The 23,215-nt window shown below is 67.7% G+C and carries 22 protein-coding genes; 11 read left to right on the top strand and 11 right to left on the bottom strand.

The annotated features are described in order from the left end of the window. Positions 1-63 precede the first annotated feature (63 nt). Complete coding sequence (locus tag C7H84_RS08145; protein WP_240462010.1) at positions 64-609, top strand: pilus assembly protein; 546 nt, start codon at positions 64-66, stop codon at positions 607-609. A gap of 35 nt (positions 610-644) precedes the next feature. Next, complete coding sequence (locus C7H84_RS08140; protein WP_240462003.1) at positions 645-1,097, top strand: type IV pilin protein; 453 nt, start codon at positions 645-647, stop codon at positions 1,095-1,097. Between the two features lie 68 nt (positions 1,098-1,165). On the opposite strand, the gene C7H84_RS08135 is transcribed toward C7H84_RS08140, so the two are convergent. The 3 genes from C7H84_RS08135 to C7H84_RS08125 form a co-directional block, all read right to left on the bottom strand. Then, positions 1,166-1,609, bottom strand: a complete 444-nt coding sequence (locus C7H84_RS08135; RefSeq protein WP_121858342.1) for a DUF3318 domain-containing protein — start codon at positions 1,607-1,609, stop codon at positions 1,166-1,168. Between the two features lie 43 nt (positions 1,610-1,652). Beyond that, complete coding sequence (locus C7H84_RS08130) at positions 1,653-2,042, bottom strand: phage holin family protein (protein WP_121858341.1); 390 nt, start codon at positions 2,040-2,042, stop codon at positions 1,653-1,655. 125 nt (positions 2,043-2,167) lie between these two features. Further along, positions 2,168-2,470 carry a YqjD family protein gene (locus tag C7H84_RS08125; RefSeq protein WP_121858340.1) on the bottom strand — a complete coding sequence of 101 codons (303 nt, stop codon included), beginning with the start codon at positions 2,468-2,470 and terminating at the stop codon, positions 2,168-2,170. A gap of 317 nt (positions 2,471-2,787) precedes the next feature. Between C7H84_RS08125 and C7H84_RS08120 the strand changes: the two genes are divergently transcribed. Next, the gene (locus C7H84_RS08120; protein WP_121858339.1) at positions 2,788-3,426 is read left to right on the top strand and encodes a peroxiredoxin; all 639 of its coding nucleotides are present in this window, start codon (positions 2,788-2,790) and stop codon (positions 3,424-3,426) included. Positions 3,427-3,567: 141 nt separating this feature from the next. On the opposite strand, the gene C7H84_RS08115 is transcribed toward C7H84_RS08120, so the two are convergent. Beyond that, a complete protein-coding gene (locus tag C7H84_RS08115; protein ID WP_121858338.1) occupies positions 3,568-4,755 on the bottom strand; it encodes an acyl-CoA dehydrogenase in 1,188 nt (395 codons plus the stop codon). Positions 4,756-4,978: 223 nt separating this feature from the next. On the opposite strand from C7H84_RS08115, the gene C7H84_RS08110 reads away from it, so the two are divergent. After that, on the top strand, positions 4,979-5,770 hold the full coding sequence (locus tag C7H84_RS08110; protein WP_121858337.1) for an IclR family transcriptional regulator: 792 nt from the start codon (positions 4,979-4,981) through the stop codon (positions 5,768-5,770). A gap of 263 nt (positions 5,771-6,033) precedes the next feature. On the opposite strand, the gene C7H84_RS08105 is transcribed toward C7H84_RS08110, so the two are convergent. Then, positions 6,034-6,837, bottom strand: coding sequence for an EAL domain-containing protein (locus C7H84_RS08105; protein WP_121858336.1), 804 nt, complete (start codon positions 6,835-6,837; stop codon positions 6,034-6,036). Between the two features lie 400 nt (positions 6,838-7,237). Here C7H84_RS08105 and C7H84_RS08095 point away from each other — a divergent pair, with 400 nt between their 5' ends. Genes C7H84_RS08095 through fahA form a run of 5 tightly spaced genes read left to right on the top strand, consistent with a single transcriptional unit; the run spans position 7,238 to position 13,182 of the window. Further along, the gene (locus C7H84_RS08095; RefSeq protein ID WP_121858334.1) at positions 7,238-8,914 is read left to right on the top strand and encodes an FAD-dependent oxidoreductase; all 1,677 of its coding nucleotides are present in this window, start codon (positions 7,238-7,240) and stop codon (positions 8,912-8,914) included. A 28-nt stretch (positions 8,915-8,942) separates the two neighbouring features. Next, a complete protein-coding gene (locus C7H84_RS08090; protein WP_121858333.1) occupies positions 8,943-9,173 on the top strand; it encodes a DUF2783 domain-containing protein in 231 nt (76 codons plus the stop codon). Then, a complete protein-coding gene (locus C7H84_RS08085) occupies positions 9,170-10,531 on the top strand; it encodes an MFS transporter (RefSeq protein ID WP_121858332.1) in 1,362 nt (453 codons plus the stop codon). Before C7H84_RS08090 ends, C7H84_RS08085 begins: the two co-directional genes overlap by 4 nt. Positions 10,532-10,546: 15 nt before the next feature. Next, positions 10,547-11,881 carry a homogentisate 1,2-dioxygenase gene (gene hmgA / locus C7H84_RS08080; protein WP_121858331.1) on the top strand — a complete coding sequence of 445 codons (1,335 nt, stop codon included), beginning with the start codon at positions 10,547-10,549 and terminating at the stop codon, positions 11,879-11,881. After that, complete coding sequence (gene fahA / locus C7H84_RS08075) at positions 11,878-13,182, top strand: fumarylacetoacetase (protein WP_121858330.1); 1,305 nt, start codon at positions 11,878-11,880, stop codon at positions 13,180-13,182. Before hmgA ends, fahA begins: the two co-directional genes overlap by 4 nt. A gap of 224 nt (positions 13,183-13,406) precedes the next feature. On the opposite strand, the gene C7H84_RS08070 is transcribed toward fahA, so the two are convergent. The 5 genes from C7H84_RS08070 to C7H84_RS08050 all read right to left on the bottom strand — a co-directional run bounded on the left by C7H84_RS08070 (position 13,407) and on the right by C7H84_RS08050 (position 19,119). Then, entirely contained in the window at positions 13,407-14,567 is a 1,161-nt protein-coding gene (locus C7H84_RS08070) for an MFS transporter (protein WP_121858329.1), read from the bottom strand. Between the two features lie 114 nt (positions 14,568-14,681). Continuing rightward, positions 14,682-15,851: an MFS transporter gene (locus tag C7H84_RS08065; RefSeq protein WP_121858328.1), complete on the bottom strand. Its 1,170-nt coding sequence runs from the start codon at positions 15,849-15,851 to the stop codon at positions 14,682-14,684. Between the two features lie 360 nt (positions 15,852-16,211). Beyond that, a complete protein-coding gene (gene bluB, locus C7H84_RS08060; protein WP_121858327.1) occupies positions 16,212-16,976 on the bottom strand; it encodes a 5,6-dimethylbenzimidazole synthase in 765 nt (254 codons plus the stop codon). Between the two features lie 127 nt (positions 16,977-17,103). Continuing rightward, the gene (locus C7H84_RS08055; protein WP_121858326.1) at positions 17,104-18,102 is read right to left on the bottom strand and encodes a 2-hydroxyacid dehydrogenase; all 999 of its coding nucleotides are present in this window, start codon (positions 18,100-18,102) and stop codon (positions 17,104-17,106) included. Positions 18,103-18,132: 30 nt separating this feature from the next. Then, complete coding sequence (locus C7H84_RS08050; protein ID WP_121858325.1) at positions 18,133-19,119, bottom strand: LysR family transcriptional regulator; 987 nt, start codon at positions 19,117-19,119, stop codon at positions 18,133-18,135. A gap of 752 nt (positions 19,120-19,871) precedes the next feature. Between C7H84_RS08050 and C7H84_RS08045 the strand changes: the two genes are divergently transcribed. Next, positions 19,872-21,083 (top strand): alanine--glyoxylate aminotransferase family protein, encoded by a 1,212-nt coding sequence (locus C7H84_RS08045; protein WP_121858324.1) that lies wholly within the window; start codon positions 19,872-19,874, stop codon positions 21,081-21,083. A 65-nt stretch (positions 21,084-21,148) separates the two neighbouring features. Here C7H84_RS08045 and C7H84_RS08040 read toward each other — a convergent pair whose 3' ends face one another. After that, on the bottom strand, positions 21,149-22,084 hold the full coding sequence (locus tag C7H84_RS08040; protein WP_121858323.1) for an AraC family transcriptional regulator: 936 nt from the start codon (positions 22,082-22,084) through the stop codon (positions 21,149-21,151). Positions 22,085-22,217: 133 nt separating this feature from the next. Here C7H84_RS08040 and C7H84_RS08035 point away from each other — a divergent pair, with 133 nt between their 5' ends. Beyond that, the gene (locus C7H84_RS08035) at positions 22,218-23,108 is read left to right on the top strand and encodes an EamA family transporter (protein WP_121858322.1); all 891 of its coding nucleotides are present in this window, start codon (positions 22,218-22,220) and stop codon (positions 23,106-23,108) included. The last annotated feature ends 107 nt before the right edge of the window (positions 23,109-23,215 follow it).

Raw genomic sequence — 23,215 nt, 5'->3', positions numbered from 1 at the left:
GCAGAAAGGAGGCGCGCGGCGGTGTCCTGCGACAAGCAGCGTGGGGCTGCGGAGGCACCGATGATGTTGAACCGCCGAGCAACGGGCCCGTGCGCCCAGTTGCCCACTCGCGGCTGGCGTCGCGACGCGGGCCTCGCATTGCCTGCCGTGATCGCCGTCGGTGCGGCGGTCGCCGCGCTGACCGGCACATGGTTCGAATCGGCACTGACGGAATCGCGCCGCACGCGCGCATTGTCCGACCGGCTGATTGCCTTCCACGCGGCCGATGCGGCACTGGCAGCCTGTACCGGGCGCTTGCTTCGCGGCGCCGCGCCGTATCTGGATGAACCCACATCGAACGGCGAGCCGGACGCATGGCGACGCATGCCCGCGCTCGCCGCTCCCGAAGCGTTCGCCCCATTCGCTTCGTGGCCGATGAGCGCCCAGCCGCCGCGTTGCCTGATCGAAGTCTGGCGAGGCGTCGGTCCGCCAGATAGCCGTGCTTATCTCGTCACCGCGCGTGGCGTCGGCGGCCATGCGTCGAGCGTCGTCTGGCTGCAGAGTCAGGTTGCGCTGCGCGATGGACGCATTGCTGCGCAACGCTGGCGCCGCGTCGCGGCGGTGCATTGATGAGCGGGCCTGCGCCAATATGCCGGCCTGCATCGATGAGCCGGCCTCCGCCGATGCGCCGCGCGGCGGCATTCACGTTGATCGAACTGATGATCGTGCTCGCGATCGTCGCCGTGCTGGCCGGGTGGGCAATCCCGTCGTATCGCGAGCATGTCGCGCGCATGCATCGCGCGTCCGCGGTCGCCGCGCTGTACCGCGCGGCGCACTACGTCGAAACGCTCGACGGCCCACCGCCGCAGACGCTGCCCGATGCCTACGCGCAAGCGCCGCCGGACGGTCAGGCGATCTATCGCGTGGGGTTGAGGCGATCGGCCGGCGACGACGCGCGGGTCGTGTATGAACTGGTTGCGAGTCCGCTCGATGCAGGCCCGATGCGCGACGACGCATGCGGCTCGTTTACGCTGCGATCGGATGGCACGAAAGGCAATACGGGATCGAACGATGGAGGAGGCGAGGCACAGGGGCGGGCATGCTGGGGCGTACGGTGATCAAGCAATCACACGATCACGCACGTAAAGCGCGCATCGCCGCGTGGCCGTGCGCGCATCGTCGCGTATCAGTCGTCGTTCGCGGCAGGTCCGCGCTCGTCGCGCGACTGTTTCCAGATCCGATAGACCTCCCACGCGGCGAAGCCGACGGTGCCCCACTTGAGCGCGGGGCCCGCGCTCGCGCGCAGCAGCGAGCGAACGGGTTTCGTCAACACGAGCGACGCGAGCGAACTCAGCATCGGATACTGGTTGACGAGCTGGCCGAGGCTCGCGTTCAGGTTCTTGGCGGACTGGCTGAACTTGCCGGTCGACAGGCCGGGGATGAACACCTTGAGCCAGCTGAAGCGCGTGACCGCGTGACGCATCTCGGCGGCGGCTTCGGCAAGCTCGAGCCGCTCGACCTCGGATCGCAGGATCAGCAATTCTTTGCGGAGCGCGCGGTGCTGCGATGCGCTCCACTTCGATCGCGACGAATGGGGGCGGGGTGAATGGCCCGTGACGTTCTGGCTCATGGCGCGTCGGCGAAGTAGGTGAGAGGGGCGAACGCGGCTGCGTTCACAGCTTGCCGCGGAAAATTTCGCGGTCTTTTTCGAGCTCGGCGAGCGTCGCCTCGAACACGGTCGGCGCCTCGCGCAGGCCCGAGCGCGCCTTCAGCGCACACGCGATGCCGGCGATCGCGTACAGCGCGGTGATGACCGCGAGCGACTGCCAGCGATAGGTGTCCCAGAACGCGATCGCGATGAGCACGGTCAGGGTGATGAGCGTCATCGTCGCGAGCATCATGGCCGCGAGCCCGAGGAACAGCACGCCCATCAGGCGCTCCTTCTCCTCGGCGAGCTCGATGCCGACCAGTTCGAGACGCGTTTGCAGGAGACCGATCGCCGAGCCGACGAAGCGGCGCAGCGGCCCCTGGCCGGACGGCTGCGGGTGAGTGTCTGTCGTCATGGATCAAGCGCTTGCGCGCGCAGTGAGCGGCTAGGTCGAAGCCCGGCCGGCGGCGAGCCGCCGGCCGGCTTCTGCGCCCACGCGCCGCATCGGGCGGCACGTGGGGCGGAACGGCGCTGACCGCGTTACTTGCGGTTGATCAGCAGACCGACCAGCACGCCGAGACCGGCTGCGATGCTGATCGACGTCCACGGATGCTCGTGCACGTAATCGTCGGTTGCGCGTGCGGCCTTCTTGCCTTTCTCGACCACCACGACCTGGACGTCGGCTGCCTTTTCCTTGGCCTGCTTCAGGCGCGACATGGCTTTCTCGCGCAGCTCGGCCGCACGGTCGCCCGTGGTGCTCGCTGCCTGCTTGAGCAGATCCTCGGCGTCCGCCAGAACGGTTTTGATATCCGACATCAGTTTCTCCTTGTTGATTTCCGACATTGCAACTCCCTTCATGCTGTCATGCTGCAGGTTCACATCGTAGCGAAACGCTTGCCTGCTGGCGAGCCGGGAACACATACGGCGGCAGTGCAAGACTGCATGGTAAACGACTCGCAATCATCAACTGAGCCGCAAACGGTCCGAAAAGTTTCCTTCGCGGCCATCCGTGCTGTTTCGCCATCGGGCAAAAATGACAAAAAAATATGAATATCAAACGGAATAATCGTTCGCACGGCCCATTGCTTCCCGTAAGCTGATGGACTGTCCCGCGCCGACAGCGCGCGGTTTCCACCAGCATCGTTCGAGGAGGGAGCATCATGGGTCTGCGTCTTGGTGACATCGCACCGGATTTCGAGCAGGAATCGAGCCTGGGCACGATCAAGTTTCACGAGTGGCTCGGCAACAGCTGGGGCGTCCTGTTCTCCCATCCGGCCGACTACACGCCGGTATGCACGACGGAGCTCGGTCTGACCTCGAAGCTGAAAGGCGAATTCGAGAAACGCAACGTGAAGGTGATCGCGCTGTCGGTCGACCCGGTCGAATCGCACAAAGGCTGGATCAACGACATCAACGAAACGCAGTCGACGGTCGTCGGTTTCCCCATCATCGCCGATGCGGACCGCAAGGTCTCGCAACTGTACGACATGATCCACCCGAACGCGAACGAAACGCTGACGGTGCGTTCGCTGTTCGTGATCGATCCGAACAAGAAAGTGCGTCTCATCATCACGTATCCGGCGAGCACCGGCCGTAACTTCGACGAAGTGCTGCGCGTGATCGACTCGCTGCAACTGACTGACAATTACAAAGTCGCGACGCCCGGCAACTGGAAGGACGGCGACGACGTCGTGATCGTGCCGTCGCTGCAAGATCCGGAAGAACTGAAGAAGCGCTTCCCGAAGGGCTTCAATGCGGTGCGTCCGTACCTGCGTATCACGCCGCAGCCGAACAAGTAAGTAACTGCCGCAGCGGCGGCGCGTGACGAACGCGGCGCCCGATGAAAACGGCCCGCCCGGCAGCGATGCCCGGCGGGCCGTGTCTTTTTTTCAGGGCGTGCGTCGCAATGGCATGCAGACGCGCACCGCACGCGCGAATGATCAGAAGAATGCCTGGATGCCCGTCTGCGCGCGACCGAGGATCAGCGCGTGGATGTCGTGCGTGCCTTCATACGTGTTGACCACTTCGAGGTTCACCAGGTGGCGGGCGACGCCGAATTCGTCCGAGATGCCGTTGCCGCCAAGCATGTCGCGCGCGAGCCGTGCGATGTCGAGCGACTTGCCGCACGAGTTGCGCTTCATGATCGACGTGATCTCGACGGCCGCCGTGCCTTCGTCCTTCATCCGGCCGAGACGCAGCACGCCCTGCAGGCCGAGCGTGATTTCGGTCTGCATGTCGGCAAGCTTCTTCTGGATCAGCTGGTTCGCGGCGAGCGGCCGGCCGAACTGCTTGCGGTCGAGCACGTACTGGCGTGCGATGTGCCAGCAGGACTCGGCCGCGCCGAGCGCGCCCCATGCGATCCCGTAGCGCGCCGAATTCAGGCAGGTGAACGGGCCGCGCAGGCCGCGCACGTTCGGCATCAGGTTCTCTTCCGGCACGAACACTTCGTCGAGGACGATTTCGCCGGTGATCGACGCGCGGAGCCCGACCTTGCCGTGGATCACAGGCGCGGACAGGCCCTTCCAGCCTTTCTCGAGGATGAAGCCGCGGATCGCGTCCGTGCCGTTTTCCTCGAGCTTCGCCCATACGACGAACACGTCGGCGATCGGCGAGTTGGTGATCCACATCTTCGCGCCGGACAGCGAGTAGCCGCCCGGTACCTTCTTCGCGCGCGTGACCATGCTGCCCGGGTCGGAGCCGTGGTTCGGCTCGGTCAGCCCGAAGCAGCCGATCCATTCGCCGCTCGCGAGCTTCGGCAGGTATTTCTGTTTTTGCGCGTCCGAGCCGAATTCGTGGATCGGCACCATCACGAGCGACGACTGCACGGACATCATCGAGCGGTAGCCCGAATCGACGCGCTCGACTTCGCGCGCGATCAGCCCGTAGCTCACGTAATTGAGGCCTGGGCCGCCGTATTCCTCCGGAATCGTCGGGCCGAGCAGGCCGAGCTCGCCCATCTCGCGGAAGATCCCGGCGTCGGTGCGCTCATGGCGGAACGCCTCGGTGACGCGCGGCGCGAGCTTGTCCTGCGCGTACGCGCGCGCGGCATCGCGCACCATCCGCTCTTCTTCGGTCAGTTGCTGGTCGAGCAGCAGCGGGTCGTCCCAATGAAAACTTGCAGCAGTCATCGTGTCATCTCCTGTCGACCGGAGTCGGCGCTTCAGCGCTTGCTCTGGTCCCATGCTTCGCGGTCGGCCACAGCCAGTGCTTCAGCGCTGGCTCCGATTCCATCCTTTTCGGTCGGTCCCGGGCGCGCGTTTCAGCGCCGTGTCCCGTTCTCTGAATGTTTGCTTGACGAAAGTTCCGCTGTGCGGAACAATGTTTTGCAAATCGACCCCAGTGTAGCATCAGATGACGCTTTCAACCATCGACGAAACCACGATCGACGAGCGCAAGTTCGTCGTTGCCCTCGCGCGCGGCCTCGACCTGCTGCGTGCGTTCAGGCCCGGCGAGACGATGCTCGGCAACCGCGACTTCGCGGAGCGCACCGGGCTGCCGAAGGCGACCGTGAACCGGCTCGCCTATACGCTGACCGTGCTCGGCTACCTGCGCTACGACGAGACGCTCGGAAAGTATGCGCTCGACGCCGGCGTGCTGTCGCTCGGCTACGCGCTGCTGTCCGGCTCGGGCACGCTCGACCTCGCGCGGCCGCACATGCAGGCGCTCGCGCGCGAAATCGGGGCGGCCGTATCGCTCGGTTGCCGCGACGGGCTCGACATGATCTATCTGGAAACGATTCGCAGCGAGACCGCGCTGACGCTGGGGCTCGCGCCCGGCTCGCGGCTGTCGATGCTGACGAGCTCGATGGGGCGCGCATACCTGGCCGTGCAGCCGGAGGACGTGCGCCGTGCGCTCTTTGCGGAGCTGCACCGGGCGGCCGGCGGCGCGGCGGACGCGGATGCGCTCGTCGCGGCGGCGCAGCAGGCGGTGGCCGAGTTTTCCGAGGGCGGATGCTGCTATTCGTTTCGCGCGTGGCACATGGACGTGAACGCGGCGGCAGTGCCGTTTCGCGAGCCGCGCGAGGGCCGCTGGCTGATCCTGAGTTGCAGCGGACCCGCATCGTCGATGGACGAGGACGTGTTCCGCACGCAGGTCGGCCCGAAGCTGAAGGCGCTCGCCCAGCGGCTCGGGCAGACGGTCTGAGGGGGCACACGGCGCGCTTCCGCGCGTCGCGGAATTGTGGAAGAGAGTAGGCGGTGCAGCGGCGTCGATGCACCGGTGTCGAACGCGCGAGCGAATGCGCGCGATCTGTCGGCATGAGCGGAACTCAGGAGCGGGCCGGTATCACAGCGGCGCTGCGTGCTGGAACCCGATCCCCGATTTCCAACGTCCGCGGACGCGACATCCGGCATCCACGTTCCAGCGCGCCACACCGCGCGCAGCCGTCAGCAGGCCGCTCAAACCACTCAGGCCGTGACAACCTTCGCGAACACCGGCCCCTGCATGAACCGCACGTCGTGCTGGCGCAGCAGCTCGCACTGCGTCTCGTCGACGACGCCGTCGAAAATCAGCGGAATCCGCACGCGCTGCGCATACGCGACCAGCGCCTTCACCATCCCGTCGCGCAGCGCGATCCCTGCATCCATCTTGATGTAGTCGGGCCGCGCCATCTCCGATTCGACCGCGAGGATCCGGCCGGGATCGGGCAGCTTGTCCGCGACCTTGAAGCCATGATGCTGGTAACTGCGCGTCAGGTAGCCAAGGAAGGTCTTGTGCGCGACCGCGACCGCCGGCAGCTCGATCACGATCCGCTCGGTCGGTAGCCCGAAGCGCTGCAGCACCGTCGAGAAATGCTTGCCGTGGTCGTACTTCACGCTTTTCAGCAGCCGTTCGTGCACGCGCAGGAACAGCAGCCCGTGACGCTGCGCACCGAAGAAGTTGATCGCGTGCAGCGCGCGCGACAGCCGGTCGATCGCGACGAGCGTCTGGTCGTCGACGGCCGAGTCGAGCGGGTCGTGCTCGGCGCCCGTGACCAAAGTGACGGCCTGGAAGCCGAGTTCGTCGCCGTAGCGCTCGATCGCATCGGCGAACGACGTGGACTGCGGCGCGCCGGGCATCGTCACGTCGTAAATCGGTTCGTACGCGCTCGTGAGCGTTCGCTCGGGCAGATTCGCGCACGCGGTGCCGCCGTCGGCAAGCGCGAGGTGTTCCCGCAGATAAGGCAGTTGCCCGGCGCGGGCGACCAGCTCGGGAATGTTGGGCGGAATCATGGCGTAGGAAGGAAAAAGGGCGGCCGATAGGGCCGCCTCACGCCTTGATATTAGCAGTGCGCGCCCGGCTCGGCTTGGCGTTTCGTTCATATGGTTATCCCGTTCCCGAGCCGATGGCTAGGGTTTACGTTGATTTCACTATTCGTAATTGGTTTTACTATTCGTAAATCCAAGATTTTGTTGCCGATCAAGAAAAGCGGCAGTCGGGCGCCCCTCGATCGGCGCCGGTTCCGAATCGAATCAACAGGAAGCAAGGAGCGAGACGTGGCGGGTGACAGGAAGCGGGCGGAGCAGCACGGGCCGCGGCAGCGGCGGCAGGAAACGGGCATCAGCGGCACGCATGGCACGAGCGGCACGCTGCGTTGCGCGGCGGCGCACGCACGGCAGGGCTGAGGAGCGGATGGCGACCATGAGCATCGATTACCAGACGCTGAAATTCGACTACCGGCCGCGCGCGGCGCGGGCCGCCGGAGATGACGCGGCCGTTCACCCGGTGATCGTCGTCGGTGCGGGCCCGGTCGGCCTGTCGGCCGCGATCGACCTCGCGCAGCACGGCGTGCCGGTCGTGCTGCTCGATGACGACGACACGCTGTCGACCGGCTCGCGCGCGATCTGCTTCGCGAAGCGCACGCTCGAGATCTTCGACCGGCTCGGCTGCGGCGAGCGCTTCGTCGACAAGGGCGTGAGCTGGCACGTCGGCAAGGTGTTCCTGCAGGACGAACAGCTGTACGCATTCGACCTGCTGCCGGAGGAAGGGCACGCGCGTCCCGCGTTCATCAACCTGCAGCAGTACTACGTCGAAGGCTACCTGGCCGAGCGCGCGGCCGAGCTGCCGAACCTCGAGATCCGCTGGAAGCACAAGGTGACGGGCGTCGCGCAGTCGTCGGACCACGCGGCGCTGACCGTCGAGACGCCGGAAGGCATCGAGACGCTGCGCGCGCAATACGTGATCGCGGCCGACGGCTCGCGCAGCCCGATGCGCGCGGCGATGGGGCTCGAGAGCCGCGGCCGCACGTTCAAGGACCGCTTCCTGATCGCCGACGTGAAGATGAAGGCGGAATTCCCGACCGAGCGCTGGTTCTGGTTCGATCCGCCGTTCCATCGCAACCAGTCGGTGCTGCTGCATCGGCAGCCCGACAACGTGTGGCGCATCGACTTCCAGCTCGGCTGGGATGCCGATCCGGTCGCCGAGAAGCAGCCGGAGCGTGTGATCCCGCGCGTGCGTGCGCTGCTCGGCGCGGACGTCGAGTTCGAGCTCGAATGGGTGAGCGTCTATACGTTCCGCTGCCAGCGGATGGATACGTTCCGTCATGGCCGCGTGCTGTTCGCGGGCGATTCGGCGCACGGCGTGTCGCCGTTCGGCGCGCGCGGCGCTAACAGCGGCGTGCAGGACGCGGACAACCTCGCGTGGAAGCTGAAGCTCGTGCTCGACGGCCACTCGGACGACCACCTGCTCGACACCTACGCGAGCGAGCGCGAATTCGCGGCCGACGAGAACATCCGTAATTCGACGCGCTCGACCGACTTCATCACGCCGAAGAGCGCGGTGTCGCGCGTGTTCCGCGACGCGACGCTGAAGCTCGCGCGCGACTGCGAGTTCGCGCGCAAGCTCGTGAACAGCGGCCGCCTGTCGGTGCCGGCCGTACTGGCCGATTCGCCGCTGAACACGCCGGACCGCAACGGCGACACGTTTGCGGGCCCGATGTGCCCGGGCGCGGCGGCGGCCGATGCGCCGGTGCGCGTGCAAGGCGCTGCCGACTGGCTGCTGAAGCATCTGGGCGACGGTTTCGCCGGCGTGCTGTTCGGGCTGCCGGGCGACGCCGCCGCGCTCGCGCAGGCGCTCGACGGCCTCGCGCTGCCGGTGCGGCCGGTGCTGGTCGTGCCGGCCGGACATGCGCAGCCGGTGGCTGGCGTCGACGTCGTGGAAGACGTCGACGGTTTCGCCGCGCAACGCTACGACGCGAAGCCCGGCACGTTCTACCTGCTGCGCCCCGACCAGCACGTGTGCGCCCGGATGCGCACGCTCGAGCGCGCGGCGATCGCCGACGCGCTGACGCGCGCGACCTGCGCGCGCTGAAACCATAACGATACCGGAGACACCCGTCATGCCCCGACTCGACACTAGCCCGCGCCTCGCTGACCCGGACGCGTTCTACGAAGCGCTGATCGACATGCATCGCGACCTGTCGGACGCCGACAGCCAGCTCGTCAACGCGAAGCTGATCCTGCTGCTCGCGAACCAGATCGGCGACGCCGACGTGCTGCGCGAAGCGATGGCGCTCGCACGCCAGGGCGTGACGCCGCCCGTGCATCCGGCCGCCGAGGTGACGCAATGAGCGCGGCGCCGGCCGACGCGCGCGTGCTCGAAGTCGAGCGCGTGATCGACGAGACCCATCGTCCGGGCTTTCACTGGATGCTGCTGATCCTGTGCGGGCTGTGCCTGGTGATCGACGGCTTCGATGCGCAGGCGATGGGCTACGTCGCGCCGAGCGTGATCGCCGAATGGGGCGTGCCGAAGCAGGCGCTCGGGCCCGTGTTCAGTGCGAGCCTGTTCGGGATGCTGCTCGGTGCGCTCGGGCTGTCGGTGCTGGCCGACCGGATCGGGCGGCGCCCGGTGCTGATCGGCTCGACGCTGTTCTTCGCGGTGACGATGCTCGCGACGCCGTTCGCGGGCTCGATCCCGGTGCTGATGGCGCTGCGCTTCGTCACGGGCCTCGGCCTCGGCTGCATCATGCCGAACGCGATGGCGCTGGTCGGCGAATTCAGCCCGGCCGCGCATCGCGTGAAGCGGATGATGATCGTGTCGTGCGGCTTCACGCTCGGCGCGGCGATCGGCGGCTTCATCAGCGCCGCGCTGATTCCGGCGCTCGGCTGGCGCTCGGTGTTCTTCGTCGGCGGCGCGGTGCCGCTGGTGCTGACGATCGCGATGCTCGCGCGGCTGCCCGAGTCGCTGCAGTTCCTGGTGCTGAAAGGGCGCGACGCACACGCGCGCGACTGGCTCGCCCGCTTCGCGCCGCAGGCCGGCATCGATGCGCACACGCGCCTCGTCGTGCGCGAGCGCGCGGCAAGCGGCGCGCCGGTCGCCGAACTGTTCCGCCACGGCCGTCTGCCGGTCACGCTGCTGCTGTGGGCGATCAGCTTCATGAACCTGATCGACCTGTACTTCCTGTCGAACTGGCTGCCGACCGTGATGCGCGAGGCCGGCTATTCGCCGGGCACGGCGGTGATCGTCGGCACGGTGCTGCAGACGGGCGGCGTGATCGGCACGCTGTCGCTCGGCTGGTTCATCGAACGCCACGGCTTCGTGCGCGTGCTGTTCGCGTGCTTTGCGTGCGCCGCCGTGTCGGTCGGGTTGATCGGCTCGGTCGCGCATGCGCTGCCGTGGCTGCTGCTCGTCGTGTTCGCGGGCGGCTTCTGCGTGGTCGGCGGCCAGCCGGCCGTGAACGCGCTCGCGGGCCAGTATTACCCGACGTCGCTGCGTTCGACCGGCATCGGCTGGAGCCTCGGCATCGGCCGGATCGGCTCTATGCTCGGGCCGCTCGTCGGCGGACAACTGATTGCGCTGAACTGGACCAACGGCGCGCTGTTCCACGCGGCCGCGGTGCCGGTGCTGTGCTCGGCGCTGTTCGTGCTGGGCCTCGCCGGCGTCACGCGGCGCGGCGACGCGCAGGCGCCCAACGCCGCCTTGAATTGATGGAGAAAGGAAACGATGACGCTTGACCTGTCGAAACCGGCAACCGCCGGCTACCTGAGCGGATTCGCGAACGAATTCGCGACCGAGGCGCTGCCCGGCGCGCTGCCGCACGGCCGCAACTCGCCGCAGCGCGCGCCGTACGGGCTGTACGCGGAGCAGTTGTCGGGTACCGCGTTCACCGCGCCGCGCAGCCACAACCGCCGCTCGTGGCTGTACCGGATCCGCCCGGCGGCCGTGCACCGGCCGTTCGAGCCGTTCACCGGCACGCAGCGGCTCGTGTCGGAATTCGGCGACTCGGCCGACGTGCCGCCGACGCCGCCGAACCAGCTGCGCTGGGATCCGCTGCCGATGCCGGTCGAGCCGACCGATTTCGTCGAGGGGCTGGTCACGATGGCCGGCAACGGCTCGGCGGCCACGATGAACGGCTGTGCGATTCATCTGTATGCGGCGAACCGCTCGATGCAGGACCGCTTCTTCTACAGCGCCGACGGCGAACTGCTGATCGTGCCGCAGCAGGGGCGCCTGTTCATCGCGACCGAGTTCGGCCGGCTCGACGTCGAGCCGTTCGAGATCGCGGTGATCCCGCGCGGCGTGCGTTTTTCGGTCGCGCTGCCGGACGGCGACGCGCGCGGCTACATCTGCGAGAACTTCGGCGTGCTGCTGCGCCTGCCGGACCTCGGCCCGATCGGCTCGAACGGGCTCGCGAACCCGCGCGATTTCCTGACGCCGCAGGCCGCATACGAGGATCGCGAAGGCGCGTTCGAACTGGTCGCGAAGCTGAACGGGCGCCTGTGGCGCGCGGACATCGGCCATTCGCCGTTCGACGTCGTCGCGTGGCACGGCAACTACGCACCGTACAAATACGACCTGCGCCTGTTCAACACGATCGGCTCGATCAGCTTCGACCATCCCGATCCGTCGATCTTCCTCGTGCTGCAGTCGCCGAGCGACACGCCGGGCGTCGACACGATCGACTTCGTGATCTTCCCGCCGCGCTGGCTCGCGGCCGAGGATACGTTCCGGCCGCCGTGGTTCCACCGCAACGTCGCGAGCGAGTTCATGGGGCTCGTGCACGGCGCGTACGACGCGAAGGCCGAGGGCTTCGTGCCGGGCGGCGCGAGCCTGCACAACTGCATGTCGGGCCACGGGCCGGACGCGGACACGTTCGAGAAGGCGTCCGCGAGCGACACGACGAAGCCGCACAAGGTCGACGCGACGATGGCATTCATGTTCGAAACCCGCACGCTGATCCGGCCGACGCGCTATGCGCTCGACACCGCGCAGCTGCAGGCCGATTACTTCGAATGCTGGCAAGGCATCAAGAAACACTTCAATCCGGAGCAAAAGTGAGCGATACCCAAGACTGGCGCGCGACGCTCGACCCGGCTCGCAAGAGCTGGGTCGACACGGCGAACGATCCCGCGTGCGATTTCCCGATCCAGAACCTGCCGTTCGGGATCTTCAGCGATGCGAAGCAACCGGCGCGCCGCGCGGGCGTCGCGCTCGGCGACCAGATCGTCGACCTCGCCGCGCTCGCGCGTGCGGGCCTCGTGACGCTGCCGGCCGGCGCCGACGTGTTCGCCGCATCGACGCTCAATCCGTTCATCGCGCTTGGCCGCGACGCATGGCGCAGCGTGCGCGTGCAGCTGTCGAACCTGTTCTCGCGCGACGATGTGCGGTTGCGCGACGAGGCTGCGTTGCGCGCGCAAGTGCTCGTCGCGCAGCGCGACGCGACGCTGCACCTGCCGGTCGACATTCCCGGCTATACCGATTTCTATTCGTCGAAGGAGCATGCGACCAACGTCGGCTCGATGTTCCGCGATCCGAAGAATGCGCTGCTGCCGAACTGGTCGGAGATGCCGATCGGCTACAACGGCCGTGCGTCGTCGGTGGTGGTGAGCGGCACGCCGGTGCGGCGCCCGAGCGGGCAACTGAAGCTGCCCGACCAGGAGCGTCCGGTGTTCGGCGCGTGCCGCAAGCTCGACATCGAACTGGAGACGGGCTTCATCGTCGGAAAGGGCAACGCGCTCGGCGAGCCGATCGCGTGCGAGGATGCCGAAGCGCATATCTTCGGGATGGTGCTGCTGAACGACTGGAGCGCGCGCGACATCCAGCAGTGGGAATACGTGCCGCTCGGCCCGTTCAATTCGAAGGGCTTCGCGACGACCATTTCGCCGTGGATCGTCACGCTGGACGCGCTCGAACCGTTCCGCGTCGCGCAGCCCGAACAGTCCCCGCAACCGCTCGCGTATCTGCAGCATGCGGGCAAGCATGCGTTCGACATCGCGCTCGAAGTGACGCTGCGGGCCGAGGGCGCCGCCGACGCGACGTCGATCTGCCGTACCAACTTCAAGCACATGTACTGGACGATGGCGCAGCAGCTCGCGCATCACACGGTGGCCGGCTGCAACACGCGCGTTGGTGATCTGATGGGCTCGGGCACGATCAGCGGACCGACGAAGGATTCGTTCGGCAGCCTGCTCGAACTGACGTGGAACGGCAAGGAACCGCTCGCGCTGAACGGCGGCGGCAGCCGCACGTTCGTCGAGGATGGCGACGAGCTCACGCTCGCGGGCTGGTGCCAGGGCGACGGCTATCGCGTCGGCTTCGGCGCGTGTGCGGGCAAGATCCTGCCCGCGCGGAATGCGTGACGGGTTGCGGCGCGAAACGTAGCGCGTAGTCAGACAGGACAGGGCGGCCCGCATTGCGCGGGTCGTCTTCGTTTTTTACCTGCGGATCGGCGCGTGCGAGCCGATCCGCACGGTTGCATCATGCTGCCCGCCGACGCCGACGCCGACGCCGACGCCGACGCCGACGCCGACGCCGACGCCGACGCCGACGCCGACGCCGACGCCGACGCCGACTCAGATCTGCATCAGACTGCGCGCTGCACGGCGCCGCGTCGTTCCCACAGCGCGGCCGCGACGAACGCGGCGACGCAGACGACCAGCACGCCGATCAGCGCGTTGCTGCCGAGTTGCTCCATCAACGCGCCGGCAACCAGCGGGCCGCCGAAGCTCGCGGCGCTCCACGAGGCCGACACGAGCGAGCTCGCGGTGACGAGCGCCGCACCGCGGAAACGTTCGCCGCATGCGACGAGCGACAGCGTGTAGATGCTGCCGGCGGCCGCGCCGAGCACGAACAGCAGCGGCCAGCACAGCCACGGATTCGCGATCACGAACGGCAGCAGCGGCAGGCCCGCGAGCACGATCCAGCCGGCGCCGAGGTGCACGCGTTCCCGGCCGAGCTTGTCGGCGAGCCAGCCGATCGGGAACTGCATCGCGGTATCGCCGAACAGCATGATCGACGCGAGCAGCACGGCGGTCGCGCTCGCGACGCCGTGATCCATCGCGTAGAGCGGCAGCAGCGACAGCGCAAGCGTGTCGAACAGCGCGAAGAAGCCGGTGCCGATGATCAGCGCGGGCATGCGCGGCAGCACGGCGAGCCAGCTGTCGTGCGCGGCGTGATGCGCGTCGTCGCCGGCGAGCGGTGCGCGCCGGATCGTCGCGAGCGTCGGCAGCGCGAGCAGGAACAGCGCGCCGCACAGCGCGAAGCGGATGCCGGTCGCGCCGGCGATCTGGCTGACGAGCACGGGGCCGGCCATCTGGAACAGCGTGAAGTTGGTCGCGTAGATCGCGACCACGCGGCCGCGCGTCGAATCGTCGGCGAGCTGGTTGACCCACGCTTCGCCGATCGTGAACAGCAGCATCAGCGCCGCGCCGCACAGTACACGCAGCACGCCCCACAGGATCAGGTTCGACGTGAACTGCATCAGCGCGGTGGCCGCGGCCAGCAGCACGACCGACGCGACGATCGCGCGGCGCGCGCCGATGTGCCGCGCGAGCGCGGTGACGAACGGGACGATCGCGAGGCCGCCCAGCGCCTGTGCGGCGGTCAGCATGCCGACGACGTTGGTGCCGTGTCCGGCTTCGGTCAGCGCGAGCGCGGTGAGCGGCAGCGTCGCGCCGGTGCCGAGACCGACCACCGCGACGCTCAGGATCAGCGCGAGGAAATCACGATTGAGAATGGCTTTCATCGGCCGCGATGCTACACCGCGGACATTGAAAGGTCCATGAAGGCAATCATGATCGAAGGGAGTTGCGTGCGCAACGAACGACGCGGCACGGCGCGCGGCCATGCGCGCCGCGCGTCATACGAATTCGGTCGGCACGCTCACCGGACGGCGTTCGAGCGACGCCGACCACAGCGTGAGCGCGAGCGCCGCGACGGCCATCGCGACGCCGACCCACGGCAGGCTCACGAGCGACACGCCGGAACCGATTGCCATGCCGCCGAGCCACGCGCCTGTTGCGTTGCCGAGGTTGAACGCGCCCTGGTTCAGCGTCGACGCGAGGTTGGGCGCATCGCTCGCGCGATCGACGATCAGGATCTGCAGCGGCGGCACGATCGCGAACGCGAGGATGCCCCACACGAAGATCGTCGCGAGCGTCGCGAACGGCACGTGCATCGTGCCGGCGAACAGCGCGAGGACGATGCCGATCAGCGCGAGGGTCGCGATCAGCGACGGCATCCGGCGCCAGTCGGCGAGCTTGCCGCCGAGCGTGCCGCCGACGGTCAGCCCGAGGCCGAACAGCAGCAGTACATAGGTGACCTGGTGTGGCGAGAAGCCCGTCACGTCCTCGAGGATCGGCGTGATGTACGTGAACACGCTGAACAGGCTCGCGGACGCGAGCACGCTGATGCCGAGCACCATCAGCACCTGCGGATGCTTCAGCACGCTGAATTCGCGCGTGATGCTGGTGTCGGGCATGGCAAGGTTTTTCGGCAGGCACACCGCGAGCGCGGCAGCCGCGGCGATGCCGATGCCGGTGACGGCCCAGAACGTCGCGCGCCAGCCGTATGCCTGGCCGAGCGCGGTGCCGAGCGGCACGCCGAGCACGTTCGCAAGCGTGAGGCCGGTGAACATCAGCGCGATGGCCTGCGCGCGGCGGTTCGGCGCGACGAGGTTGCTCGCGACCACCGAGCCGATCCCGAAGAACGCGCCGTGGCAGAACGCGGTGACGACCCGCGCGGCCATCAGCACCGCATAGCCGGGCGCGATCGCGCAGAACAGGTTGCCCGCGATGAATAGCCCGATCAGGCCCATCAGCGCGCGCTTGCGCGGCATCTTCGCGGTGACGACCGCGAGGATCGGCGCGCCGATCGTCACGCCGAGCGCGTAGCCCGACACGAGCATGCCGGCGGCGGGAATCGACACGCCGAGATCGCGGGCGACATTGGGCAGCAGCCCCATGATCACGAACTCGGTGGTACCGATTCCAAATGCGGCGACGGCAAGGGCGAAAAGAGGCAAGGGCATCGCGGTGGGCTGGGAAAAGGTGCGGCCCGAGGCCGGCGCGGGATGCGCGCGGGACGGGCGGGCGGGGGAGTGTCAGCTGCGATTCTACTTCAGTGAAAACCCGCATGCTCGGGGCCAGAATGGATGTTGCCGGCGTGCGACGCAGCAGTCGGCCGAGTACGCGACAGCGGGGATTTCCCTGCGTCTGACGGCACGGTGCGTGGAGGAATATCGGGCCGGAACGCAGACGCTGAACCGGCGTTTCGCAGGGCCTCTCGTCCGGTCAGCGCCCGGGAAGCGCTTCGATCGGTGCGGAGGCGGCGCCAGCGTCAAGGCGCAGCGATCGCCGGTGAGGGTGACAAGTCGGCGGCAGGCGTCCGGTCAGCGCCCGGGAGCCGTTTCCACCGGCGCGCGATCGGGGCCATCGTCCGGCGCAGCAATTGCCGGCGAGGGGGACGAGTCGCCGGCGGCACCAAGGCAGGCCGCGGCGCAATCTGCGTCAGCGATCGCCGGCGCATCCCAGCCGTTTTCGAACAGACACGCTTCGATCGGCATCCGTGCCGCCCAGCGCTCCTCCTCGAGCATCGGCTTCGCATAGAACGCGTCGACATGTCCGACGCACAGCACGGCGATCGGCTTCGCGCCGGCCGGCATGCCGAGCAGCGTGCGCAGCGCGTCGACGTCGAACAGCGACACCCAGCCCATCCCGAGTCCTTCGGCGCGCGCGGCGAGCCACATGTTCTGGATCGCGCACGCGGCGGACGCGAGATCCATCTCCGGCAGCGTGCGGCGGCCGAACACGTGGCGCTCGCGGTCGTCGGTCAGCGCGACGACCAGCAGTTCGCCGCATTCGCGCACGCCTTCGACCTTCAGCCGCATGAATTCGTCTTGCCGCTCGCCGAGTGCGTCGGCGGTCGCCCGGCGCTCTGCCTCGACCAGCGCATGGATCGCGGTGCGCAGCGCGGGATCGGTGATGCGGATGAAGCGCCACGGCTGCATGAAGCCGACGCTCGGCGCATGGTGCGCGGCGCGCAGCAGGCGCGCGAGCGTGGCCGGATCGACGGGTGCCGGCGTGAAATGGCGCATGTCGCGCCGTTCGAAGATGGCGCGGTAGACCGCGGCAATGGCGGAGTCGTCGAAACGCATGAGCGGCAGAAGCGAGGGGAGGTCGGCGCAACGATAGCAGACCCCGCACGTGCGCCGTTACATCAGTCGAAACAAAATGATGAATCGTTGATGGATTTCTCGCGGAACGCCGTACCAGCGCCGCGGCTCAGCGCGCGGCCGTCACGACGTTGGTTGGCGTGCCGGCGTGCCACGCCTCGATGTTGAGCAGCGTCGTGTGCGCGATTTCGGCCAGCGCCTCGCGCGTGAAGAACGCCTGGTGCGACGTGACGATCACGTTCGGGAAGGTCAGCAGGCGCGCGAGCACGTCGTCCTGCAGCGGCAGGTCGGAGTGATCCTCGAAGAACAGGCCGCTTTCCTCTTCGTACACGTCGAGCCCCAGATGGCCGAGCTGGCCGCTCTTGAGCGCGTCGACCAGCGCCTGCGCGTCGACGAGGCCGCCGCGGCCGGTATTGATCAGCATCGCGCCGTGCTTCATCCGCGCGAGCGTCTGCGCATTGATGAGATGGTGCGTGGACGGCAGCAGCGGGCAATGCAGGCTGACGACGTCGGCGTGGCGCAGCAGTTCGTCGAGCTCGACGTAGCGCGCGCCGAACGCGATCAGCTCGTCGTCGTACGGCGGCTGCGAGTGCGCGAGCACGTGCATCCCGAAGCCCATCATGATCTTCGCGAACACGCGGCCGATCAGCCCGGTGCCGATGACGCCGACCGTCTTGTCATGCAGGTCGAAGCCGAGCAGGCCGTTCAGCGAGAAGTCGCCTTCGCGCGTGCGTGCGACCGCGCGCGGCAGCCGGCGGTTGAGCGCGAGGATCAGCGCGACCGCGTGTTCGGCAACCGCGTGCGGCGAATACGCGGGCACGCGCACGACCGCGATGCCAAGCCGCTCGGCGGCCGCCAGGTCGACATGGTTGAAGCCGGCCGAACGCAGCGCGATCAGGCGCGTGCCGCCGTCGGCGAGCCGCTGGAGCACCGCCGCGTCGACGGTATCGTTGACGAACGGACAGACGACGTCATAGCCGTGCGCGAGGATCGCTGTTTCCACGTCGAGGTGCGACGGCTGGAAGTGCAGCCGATAGCCGAACTGCCGATTCGCGGCGCTAAACGATTCGTCGTCGTACTGCCGGCTGCTGAACAGGATCACGCGCACGCTGCACCTCCGATGGCTGTCGCGTGCAGTTTACTGCAGGCCCGTCTGCAGGCCGGAGCCGCGATCGATGCGATCGGGCGCGCGCAGGAAGCCGTAGCCGGCCCCCTCGCGGTCCGCCTGCACGCCGAAATGCTCGAGCGCGTGCTCGACGAAGCTGCGCGTGCGGGCCGGCACATACTGGCGGTTCGGGTAGACGAGCGACAGCTGCGCGTCCGGGTCGTCGATCCGGTAGGCGGGCAGCAGCCGCACGAGCGTGCCGGTGGCGAGCGCGTCGGCGACGCACGGCTCGGGCAGCACCGCGATGCCGGACCCGGCGACGGCCGCCGCCTGCACGAGCGCGAGCTGGTTGACCGTGCAGCTCGGGCGCACGGTGATCGAATGCGTGACGCCGTCGTGGCCGACCAGCCGCCACGCGGGCGCATGCTGGTGCGGCGCGAGTGCGACCCAGTCGTGGCCCGGCAGGTCGTCGGGCGCGCGCGGCTCGCCGCGCCGCTCGAGATAGGCGGGCGCCGCGCAGGCGACGAACGGATTCGGCGCGAGCGCGTGCGCAATCAGCGTCGGATTGCCGTCGAGCCCGTTGCCGGTGACGATACCGACGTCGTAGCCCGAATCCAGCACATCGAGCGGGCCTTCGGCGACCGTCAGCTGTACGCGCAGTTCCGGGTAGCGGTGCCGGAAGCCGGTGACGAGCGGCGTGAGCGCGAGCGGCGACAACAGCCCCGACGCGACGACCCGCAGCGTGCCGGCCGGTTCGCGCACCGCATGCGCGACGGAGGCCTCGAGATGATCGAATTCCTCGAGCAGCGCGCGGCAGCCGTCGAGGTAGCGCAGGCCGGCCTCGGTCAGCGACAGGTTGCGCGTGGTGCGGTGGATCAACCGCGTGTTCAGGTGGGACTCGAGCATCGCGATCGAACGCGTGACGAGCGCATTGGATACGCCTAGATGGTGCGCCGCGCGCCGGAAGCTCTGCTGCTCGGCGACGCAGACGAACACACGCATGGTCTGAATCTGGTTCATGGCTCGCGGATTTCTGGCCCGGTTGAATGATTATGGTTGTGATTTTTCGTGGCACGACCGGGAAAACCGTGGCGCGACATCCGGTTCTCGTTCGTATCGAAAAATCGGTTTTCGATTCTGCAGACGATTGTTCATTACGAAAGCGTTATCCGTCAACCTGAGAAAAGGGGCGGGTTGCGTAAAATCGAAATCGCGGGTATCGGTTTAACGCGGCGATGTCGTGCGTCCGTGTCGGAGATGACTGATTGTGGCCACGCGTGACTGCCTCGTATTTGAATAATTGTTATAAAAATCAAGGTATTGAGATCGATCGGTTGCGTTGATGGGCAGTAACGGATGAAATCTGTCACCAATAGATGCCGCGATAATGGATGTTTTTACGCAGGTGCGGCTTTCGTGGGTCGATTTCCAAGTGCGCGATATTTTTCGTGGCGGCCGGTATTCCGGACGGTGCATACACGGTGCTGAACGCACGCGTTCGCCACACGTCGCAATATTGTGGGAGAAAATCGCGGGCGGCGAACCGCATATGGCACCGTTTCGCATACGGCGGCCAATGCCGACGCAATACCGAACCCGATCGTTCGACGGGTGCGCGGCCGGCTGGCCCGGTCCGTTGACCGGGCCAGCCGCACGCTGTCCGGCCGTGCGTGCCTCTTGCGCGCGGGCGCGGAACGCGGAATGATCGACAGTTCGCCATGCCGTGCGGCGGACGACGTCCGTGCGTTTTCTTCCTTCCTCTTTTGCCTGCCATGTCCATCGATTACTCGCCGATCCCCTGTCCCGTCGTCGTGCCGCTCGACGCGATCCTGCCCGAAGAACCGCTGCTGATGATGGGGGCCGGCCCGGTCCCGATCCCGGCCGCCGTCGCGAAGGCGAACACGATCGTGATCAACCACCTCGGCGCGACGATGGCGAAGATCATCGAGCAGGTGAAGGAGATGGCGCGCTACGTGTTCCAGACCCGCACGAAGTGGGTGCTCGGCGTCGCCGGCCCCGGCTCGGCCGCGATGGAAATGGCGATCTCGAACCTCGCATGGCGCGGCACCCGCGTGCTGTCGATCCGCAACGGCTTCTTCAGCGCGCGGATGGCCGAGATGGCCACCCGCGTCGGCGCCGACGTCGCGACGCTCGAAGTGGCCGACCGCGCGGTCGCGAGCCTCGACGAGATCGCCGACGCGATCGCGCGCGAGCGGCCCGAGATCGTCACGATCGTGCAGGGCGAAACGTCGAATACCGTATGGAACCGCGACTTGCGCGAGATCGCGGCGCTCGCGAAGGCGGCCGGCGCGCTGGTCGTCGTCGATGCGGTGTGCACGCTGTCGACGATGCCGCTCGAGATGGATGCGTGGGGCATCGACGCGGTGATCACGGGCGGCCAGAAGGGGCTGTCATCGATCCCGGGCGTGTCGCTGATCGCGTTCTCCGACGCCGCGTGGAATCGCATGAAGCAGCGTCCGGAACCGAACGCGCACTGGTGCCTCGACATGGCGCTCGCCGAGAACTTCTGGCACAACGCCGGCTATCACTACACGGCGCCGGTGTCGGGCGTGCTCGCGCTGCACGAGGCGCTGCGCCTCGTGTGCGCGGAGACGCTGGAAAGCCGCTTCGCGCGGCACCTGCGCTGCTCGCTCGCGCTGCAGGCGGGCGTCGAGGCGATGGGGCTCGCGCTCTATGCGCCGAAGGACTGCCGGCTCAATTCGGTGGTCGGCATCGAGACGCCCGAAGGGCTCACGCCCGGGATGGTGTGCGGCCATATCTCGAAGCAGTACCAGGTCGAGATCTCCGGCTCGTTCGGGTTGCCGATCGTGCGGATCGGGCAGATGGGCGAGCAGTGTCGCGAACACAACCTGTTCCGCACGCTGCATGCGTTCGGCCGCACGATGGTCGACCTGAAGGTGCCGGTCGACCTGCCGGCCGGCGTGGCCGCGCTCGAGCAGGAACTGTCGCAGCGGGGCACGTAAGCGGGGAGGCGCGTAAGCGCGGAGGCGGGTAGGCCGGTGCTGCAGGCCGTCGAACGACGCCGCGCTCAGCCGCCCTGCATCGCGCGCCGGTACGCGTTCGGCGTCGTGCCGTGCGCGTCGCGAAAGCGATGGCTGAAGTGACCGGCGTTCGCGTAGCCGCAATCGGCCGCGACCTGCGCGAGCGGCAGCGCCGTCGTGCGCAGCAACAGGCGCGCGCGCGCGAGCCGCTGCTCGGCCACCCATGCGTGCGGCGCGCGGCCGAACGACAGGCGGAACATCCGCGAGAAGTGGTATTCGGACAGCGCGGCGACGTTCGCCAGTTCGCCGAGCGTCAGCGGCTGCGACAGGTAGCTGTCGATGTAGTCGCGCACGCGGCGGCGCACGGCCGGCGCGAGGCCGCCGCGGAACGCCGTGTCGGTGCGCGTCGTGCTCTGGCCGCGCAGCAGGAGGCTCAGCACGTCGTGCGCGACCTCGTTGGTGCGCAGCCGTCCGTCGGCATCATCCCAGCGCTCGAGCGCGAGCGAACGCAACTGCGCGGCGACGCGCGCATCCTCGAAATAGGTGCGGTCGGCGAGCTTCAGCTCGCGCGGCTCGCGGTCGAGTTCGCGAATCGCGCGCTGCGTGAAGTGCTCGGGCAGGAAGTACAGGTGGATGAAGTGCATCTCGCCGCGCACCCACCAGCGCGATTCATGGTCGCCCGGCAGCGCGCACAGCAGGCTCGGCGCGCCGTAGCGCGGCACGCGTTCGCGCTCGGTCCGGTAGCCGCCGTCGAGATAGCACGACAGCGTATGGTGGCCGGGCTGTTCGTAGATCGTCTCGCTTTCGTCGGTGATGCGCGTCCATTCTGCGATCGCGAGATGGTCGCCGAGCCACGTGAAGCGCTCGAGCGTTGCGTTTGCCTCGGCGAGCGTGCGGCACACCGACTGCAGGCCGAACGGCATCGCGCCGCCGGCAAGGGCGGCTGCGTGGTCGACGGGCGGGGCGTACAGGGGCGAACTCATGATGGGCCGAGTATAAGCGCGCACGCGGCGCGCCGTGCGGCGGCCCGAAAAAGACCGCAATTCCGGACAATCGGTGCGGGCGGGGCGGCGGCATAGTCAGGGTCCGTTTCACTCGCTTCGCTTCATTGCCGCCATGAACCTGTCGCTTTATTTCGTCACCGTGCTGATCTGGGGTACCACCTGGATCGCGATCAAGTGGCAGCTCGGCGCCGTGCCGCCGCCCGTGTCGATCGCGTGGCGCTTCTGGCTCGCGGCCGCCGTGCTGTTCGCGCTGCTGCGCGTGATGCGCCGGCCGGTTTGGCCGCCGCGCAAAGCATGGCGCTATCTCGTGGCGCAGGGCTTCGCGCTGTTCTGCCTGAATTTCCTGTGCTTCTACTACTCGGAGCAGGTCGTGCCGAGCGGCCTCGTCGCGGTGATCTTCTCGACCGCGCCGCTGCTGAATTCGATCAATGGCCGGCTGTTCATGGGCCGCCCGCTGCGGCCGTCCGCGATCGCCGGCGCGCTGCTCGGGCTGACCGGCATCGCATGCCTGTTCTGGCAGCAGATGGCCGGCCACCTCGACGATCACGCGACCTGGACGGGCCTCGCGATCGCGTTCGCGGGCACGATGTGCTTCTCGGCCGGCAACCTGCTGTCGAGCCGGATGCAGTCGATGGGCCTGCACCCGCTCGCAACCAACGGCTGGGCGATGCTGATCGGCGCGGCGATCCTGACCGTCGGCAGCGCGGTGGCCGGGCTGCCGTTCACGATCGATCCGAGCCCGCGTTATCTCGGTGCGCTCATCTATCTGGCGGTGCCGGGCTCGGTGATCGGCTTCACCGCGTATCTGACGCTCGTCGGGAGGATCGGGCCGGAGCGCGCCGCGTACTGCACGGTGCTGTTCCCGATCGTTGCGCTGGCGGTGTCGACGGTCTTCGAAGGCTACGAGTGGTCGCCGCTCGCGGTGATCGGGCTGCTGCTCGTGCTGGCCGGGAATCTGGTGGCGTTCGATTTGACGCGCCGGTTGTTTCTGCGGGCGGCTTGAGCCGGGGGTCACGCGGGTCGCTACAGGGTATGGCCCGCGATCATTCGGAATGGTTGACGTGGTTGACTTGGTTTCGAATCGGGGCTAGGCTGATTCCTCCGGTTGGG

Origin of the sequence: Burkholderia sp. Nafp2/4-1b (genome assembly GCF_003635165.1) — a bacterium.
Taxonomy (GTDB): Bacteria; Pseudomonadota; Gammaproteobacteria; order Burkholderiales; family Burkholderiaceae; genus Burkholderia.
This window is presented reverse-complemented; position numbering and strand designations above follow the sequence as displayed.

Bases quoted from the DNA above. Each gene is read 5' to 3' on its own strand.
- C7H84_RS08145 (WP_240462010.1), top strand. From the start codon at position 64: ATGTTGAACCGCCGAGCAACGGGCCCGTGCGCCCAGTTGCCCACTCGC.
- C7H84_RS08045 (WP_121858324.1), top strand. From the start codon at position 19,872: ATGTCCATCGATTACTCGCCGATCCCCTGTCCCGTCGTCGTGCCGCTC.
- C7H84_RS08095 (WP_121858334.1), top strand. From the start codon at position 7,238: ATGGCGACCATGAGCATCGATTACCAGACGCTGAAATTCGACTACCGG.
- C7H84_RS08035 (WP_121858322.1), top strand. From the start codon at position 22,218: ATGAACCTGTCGCTTTATTTCGTCACCGTGCTGATCTGGGGTACCACC.
- C7H84_RS08125 (WP_121858340.1), bottom strand. From the start codon at position 2,470: ATGTCGGAAATCAACAAGGAGAAACTGATGTCGGATATCAAAACCGTT.
- C7H84_RS08065 (WP_121858328.1), bottom strand. From the start codon at position 15,851: ATGCCCTTGCCTCTTTTCGCCCTTGCCGTCGCCGCATTTGGAATCGGT.
- C7H84_RS08120 (WP_121858339.1), top strand. From the start codon at position 2,788: ATGGGTCTGCGTCTTGGTGACATCGCACCGGATTTCGAGCAGGAATCG.
- bluB (WP_121858327.1), bottom strand. From the start codon at position 16,976: ATGCGTTTCGACGACTCCGCCATTGCCGCGGTCTACCGCGCCATCTTC.
- C7H84_RS08130 (WP_121858341.1), bottom strand. From the start codon at position 2,042: ATGACGACAGACACTCACCCGCAGCCGTCCGGCCAGGGGCCGCTGCGC.
- C7H84_RS08050 (WP_121858325.1), bottom strand. From the start codon at position 19,119: ATGAACCAGATTCAGACCATGCGTGTGTTCGTCTGCGTCGCCGAGCAG.
- C7H84_RS08110 (WP_121858337.1), top strand. From the start codon at position 4,979: ATGACGCTTTCAACCATCGACGAAACCACGATCGACGAGCGCAAGTTC.
- hmgA (WP_121858331.1), top strand. From the start codon at position 10,547: ATGACGCTTGACCTGTCGAAACCGGCAACCGCCGGCTACCTGAGCGGA.
- C7H84_RS08040 (WP_121858323.1), bottom strand. From the start codon at position 22,084: ATGAGTTCGCCCCTGTACGCCCCGCCCGTCGACCACGCAGCCGCCCTT.
- C7H84_RS08140 (WP_240462003.1), top strand. From the start codon at position 645: ATGAGCCGGCCTCCGCCGATGCGCCGCGCGGCGGCATTCACGTTGATC.
- C7H84_RS08105 (WP_121858336.1), bottom strand. From the start codon at position 6,837: ATGATTCCGCCCAACATTCCCGAGCTGGTCGCCCGCGCCGGGCAACTG.
- C7H84_RS08115 (WP_121858338.1), bottom strand. From the start codon at position 4,755: ATGACTGCTGCAAGTTTTCATTGGGACGACCCGCTGCTGCTCGACCAG.
- C7H84_RS08070 (WP_121858329.1), bottom strand. From the start codon at position 14,567: ATGAAAGCCATTCTCAATCGTGATTTCCTCGCGCTGATCCTGAGCGTC.
- C7H84_RS08090 (WP_121858333.1), top strand. From the start codon at position 8,943: ATGCCCCGACTCGACACTAGCCCGCGCCTCGCTGACCCGGACGCGTTC.
- C7H84_RS08085 (WP_121858332.1), top strand. From the start codon at position 9,170: ATGAGCGCGGCGCCGGCCGACGCGCGCGTGCTCGAAGTCGAGCGCGTG.
- C7H84_RS08135 (WP_121858342.1), bottom strand. From the start codon at position 1,609: ATGAGCCAGAACGTCACGGGCCATTCACCCCGCCCCCATTCGTCGCGA.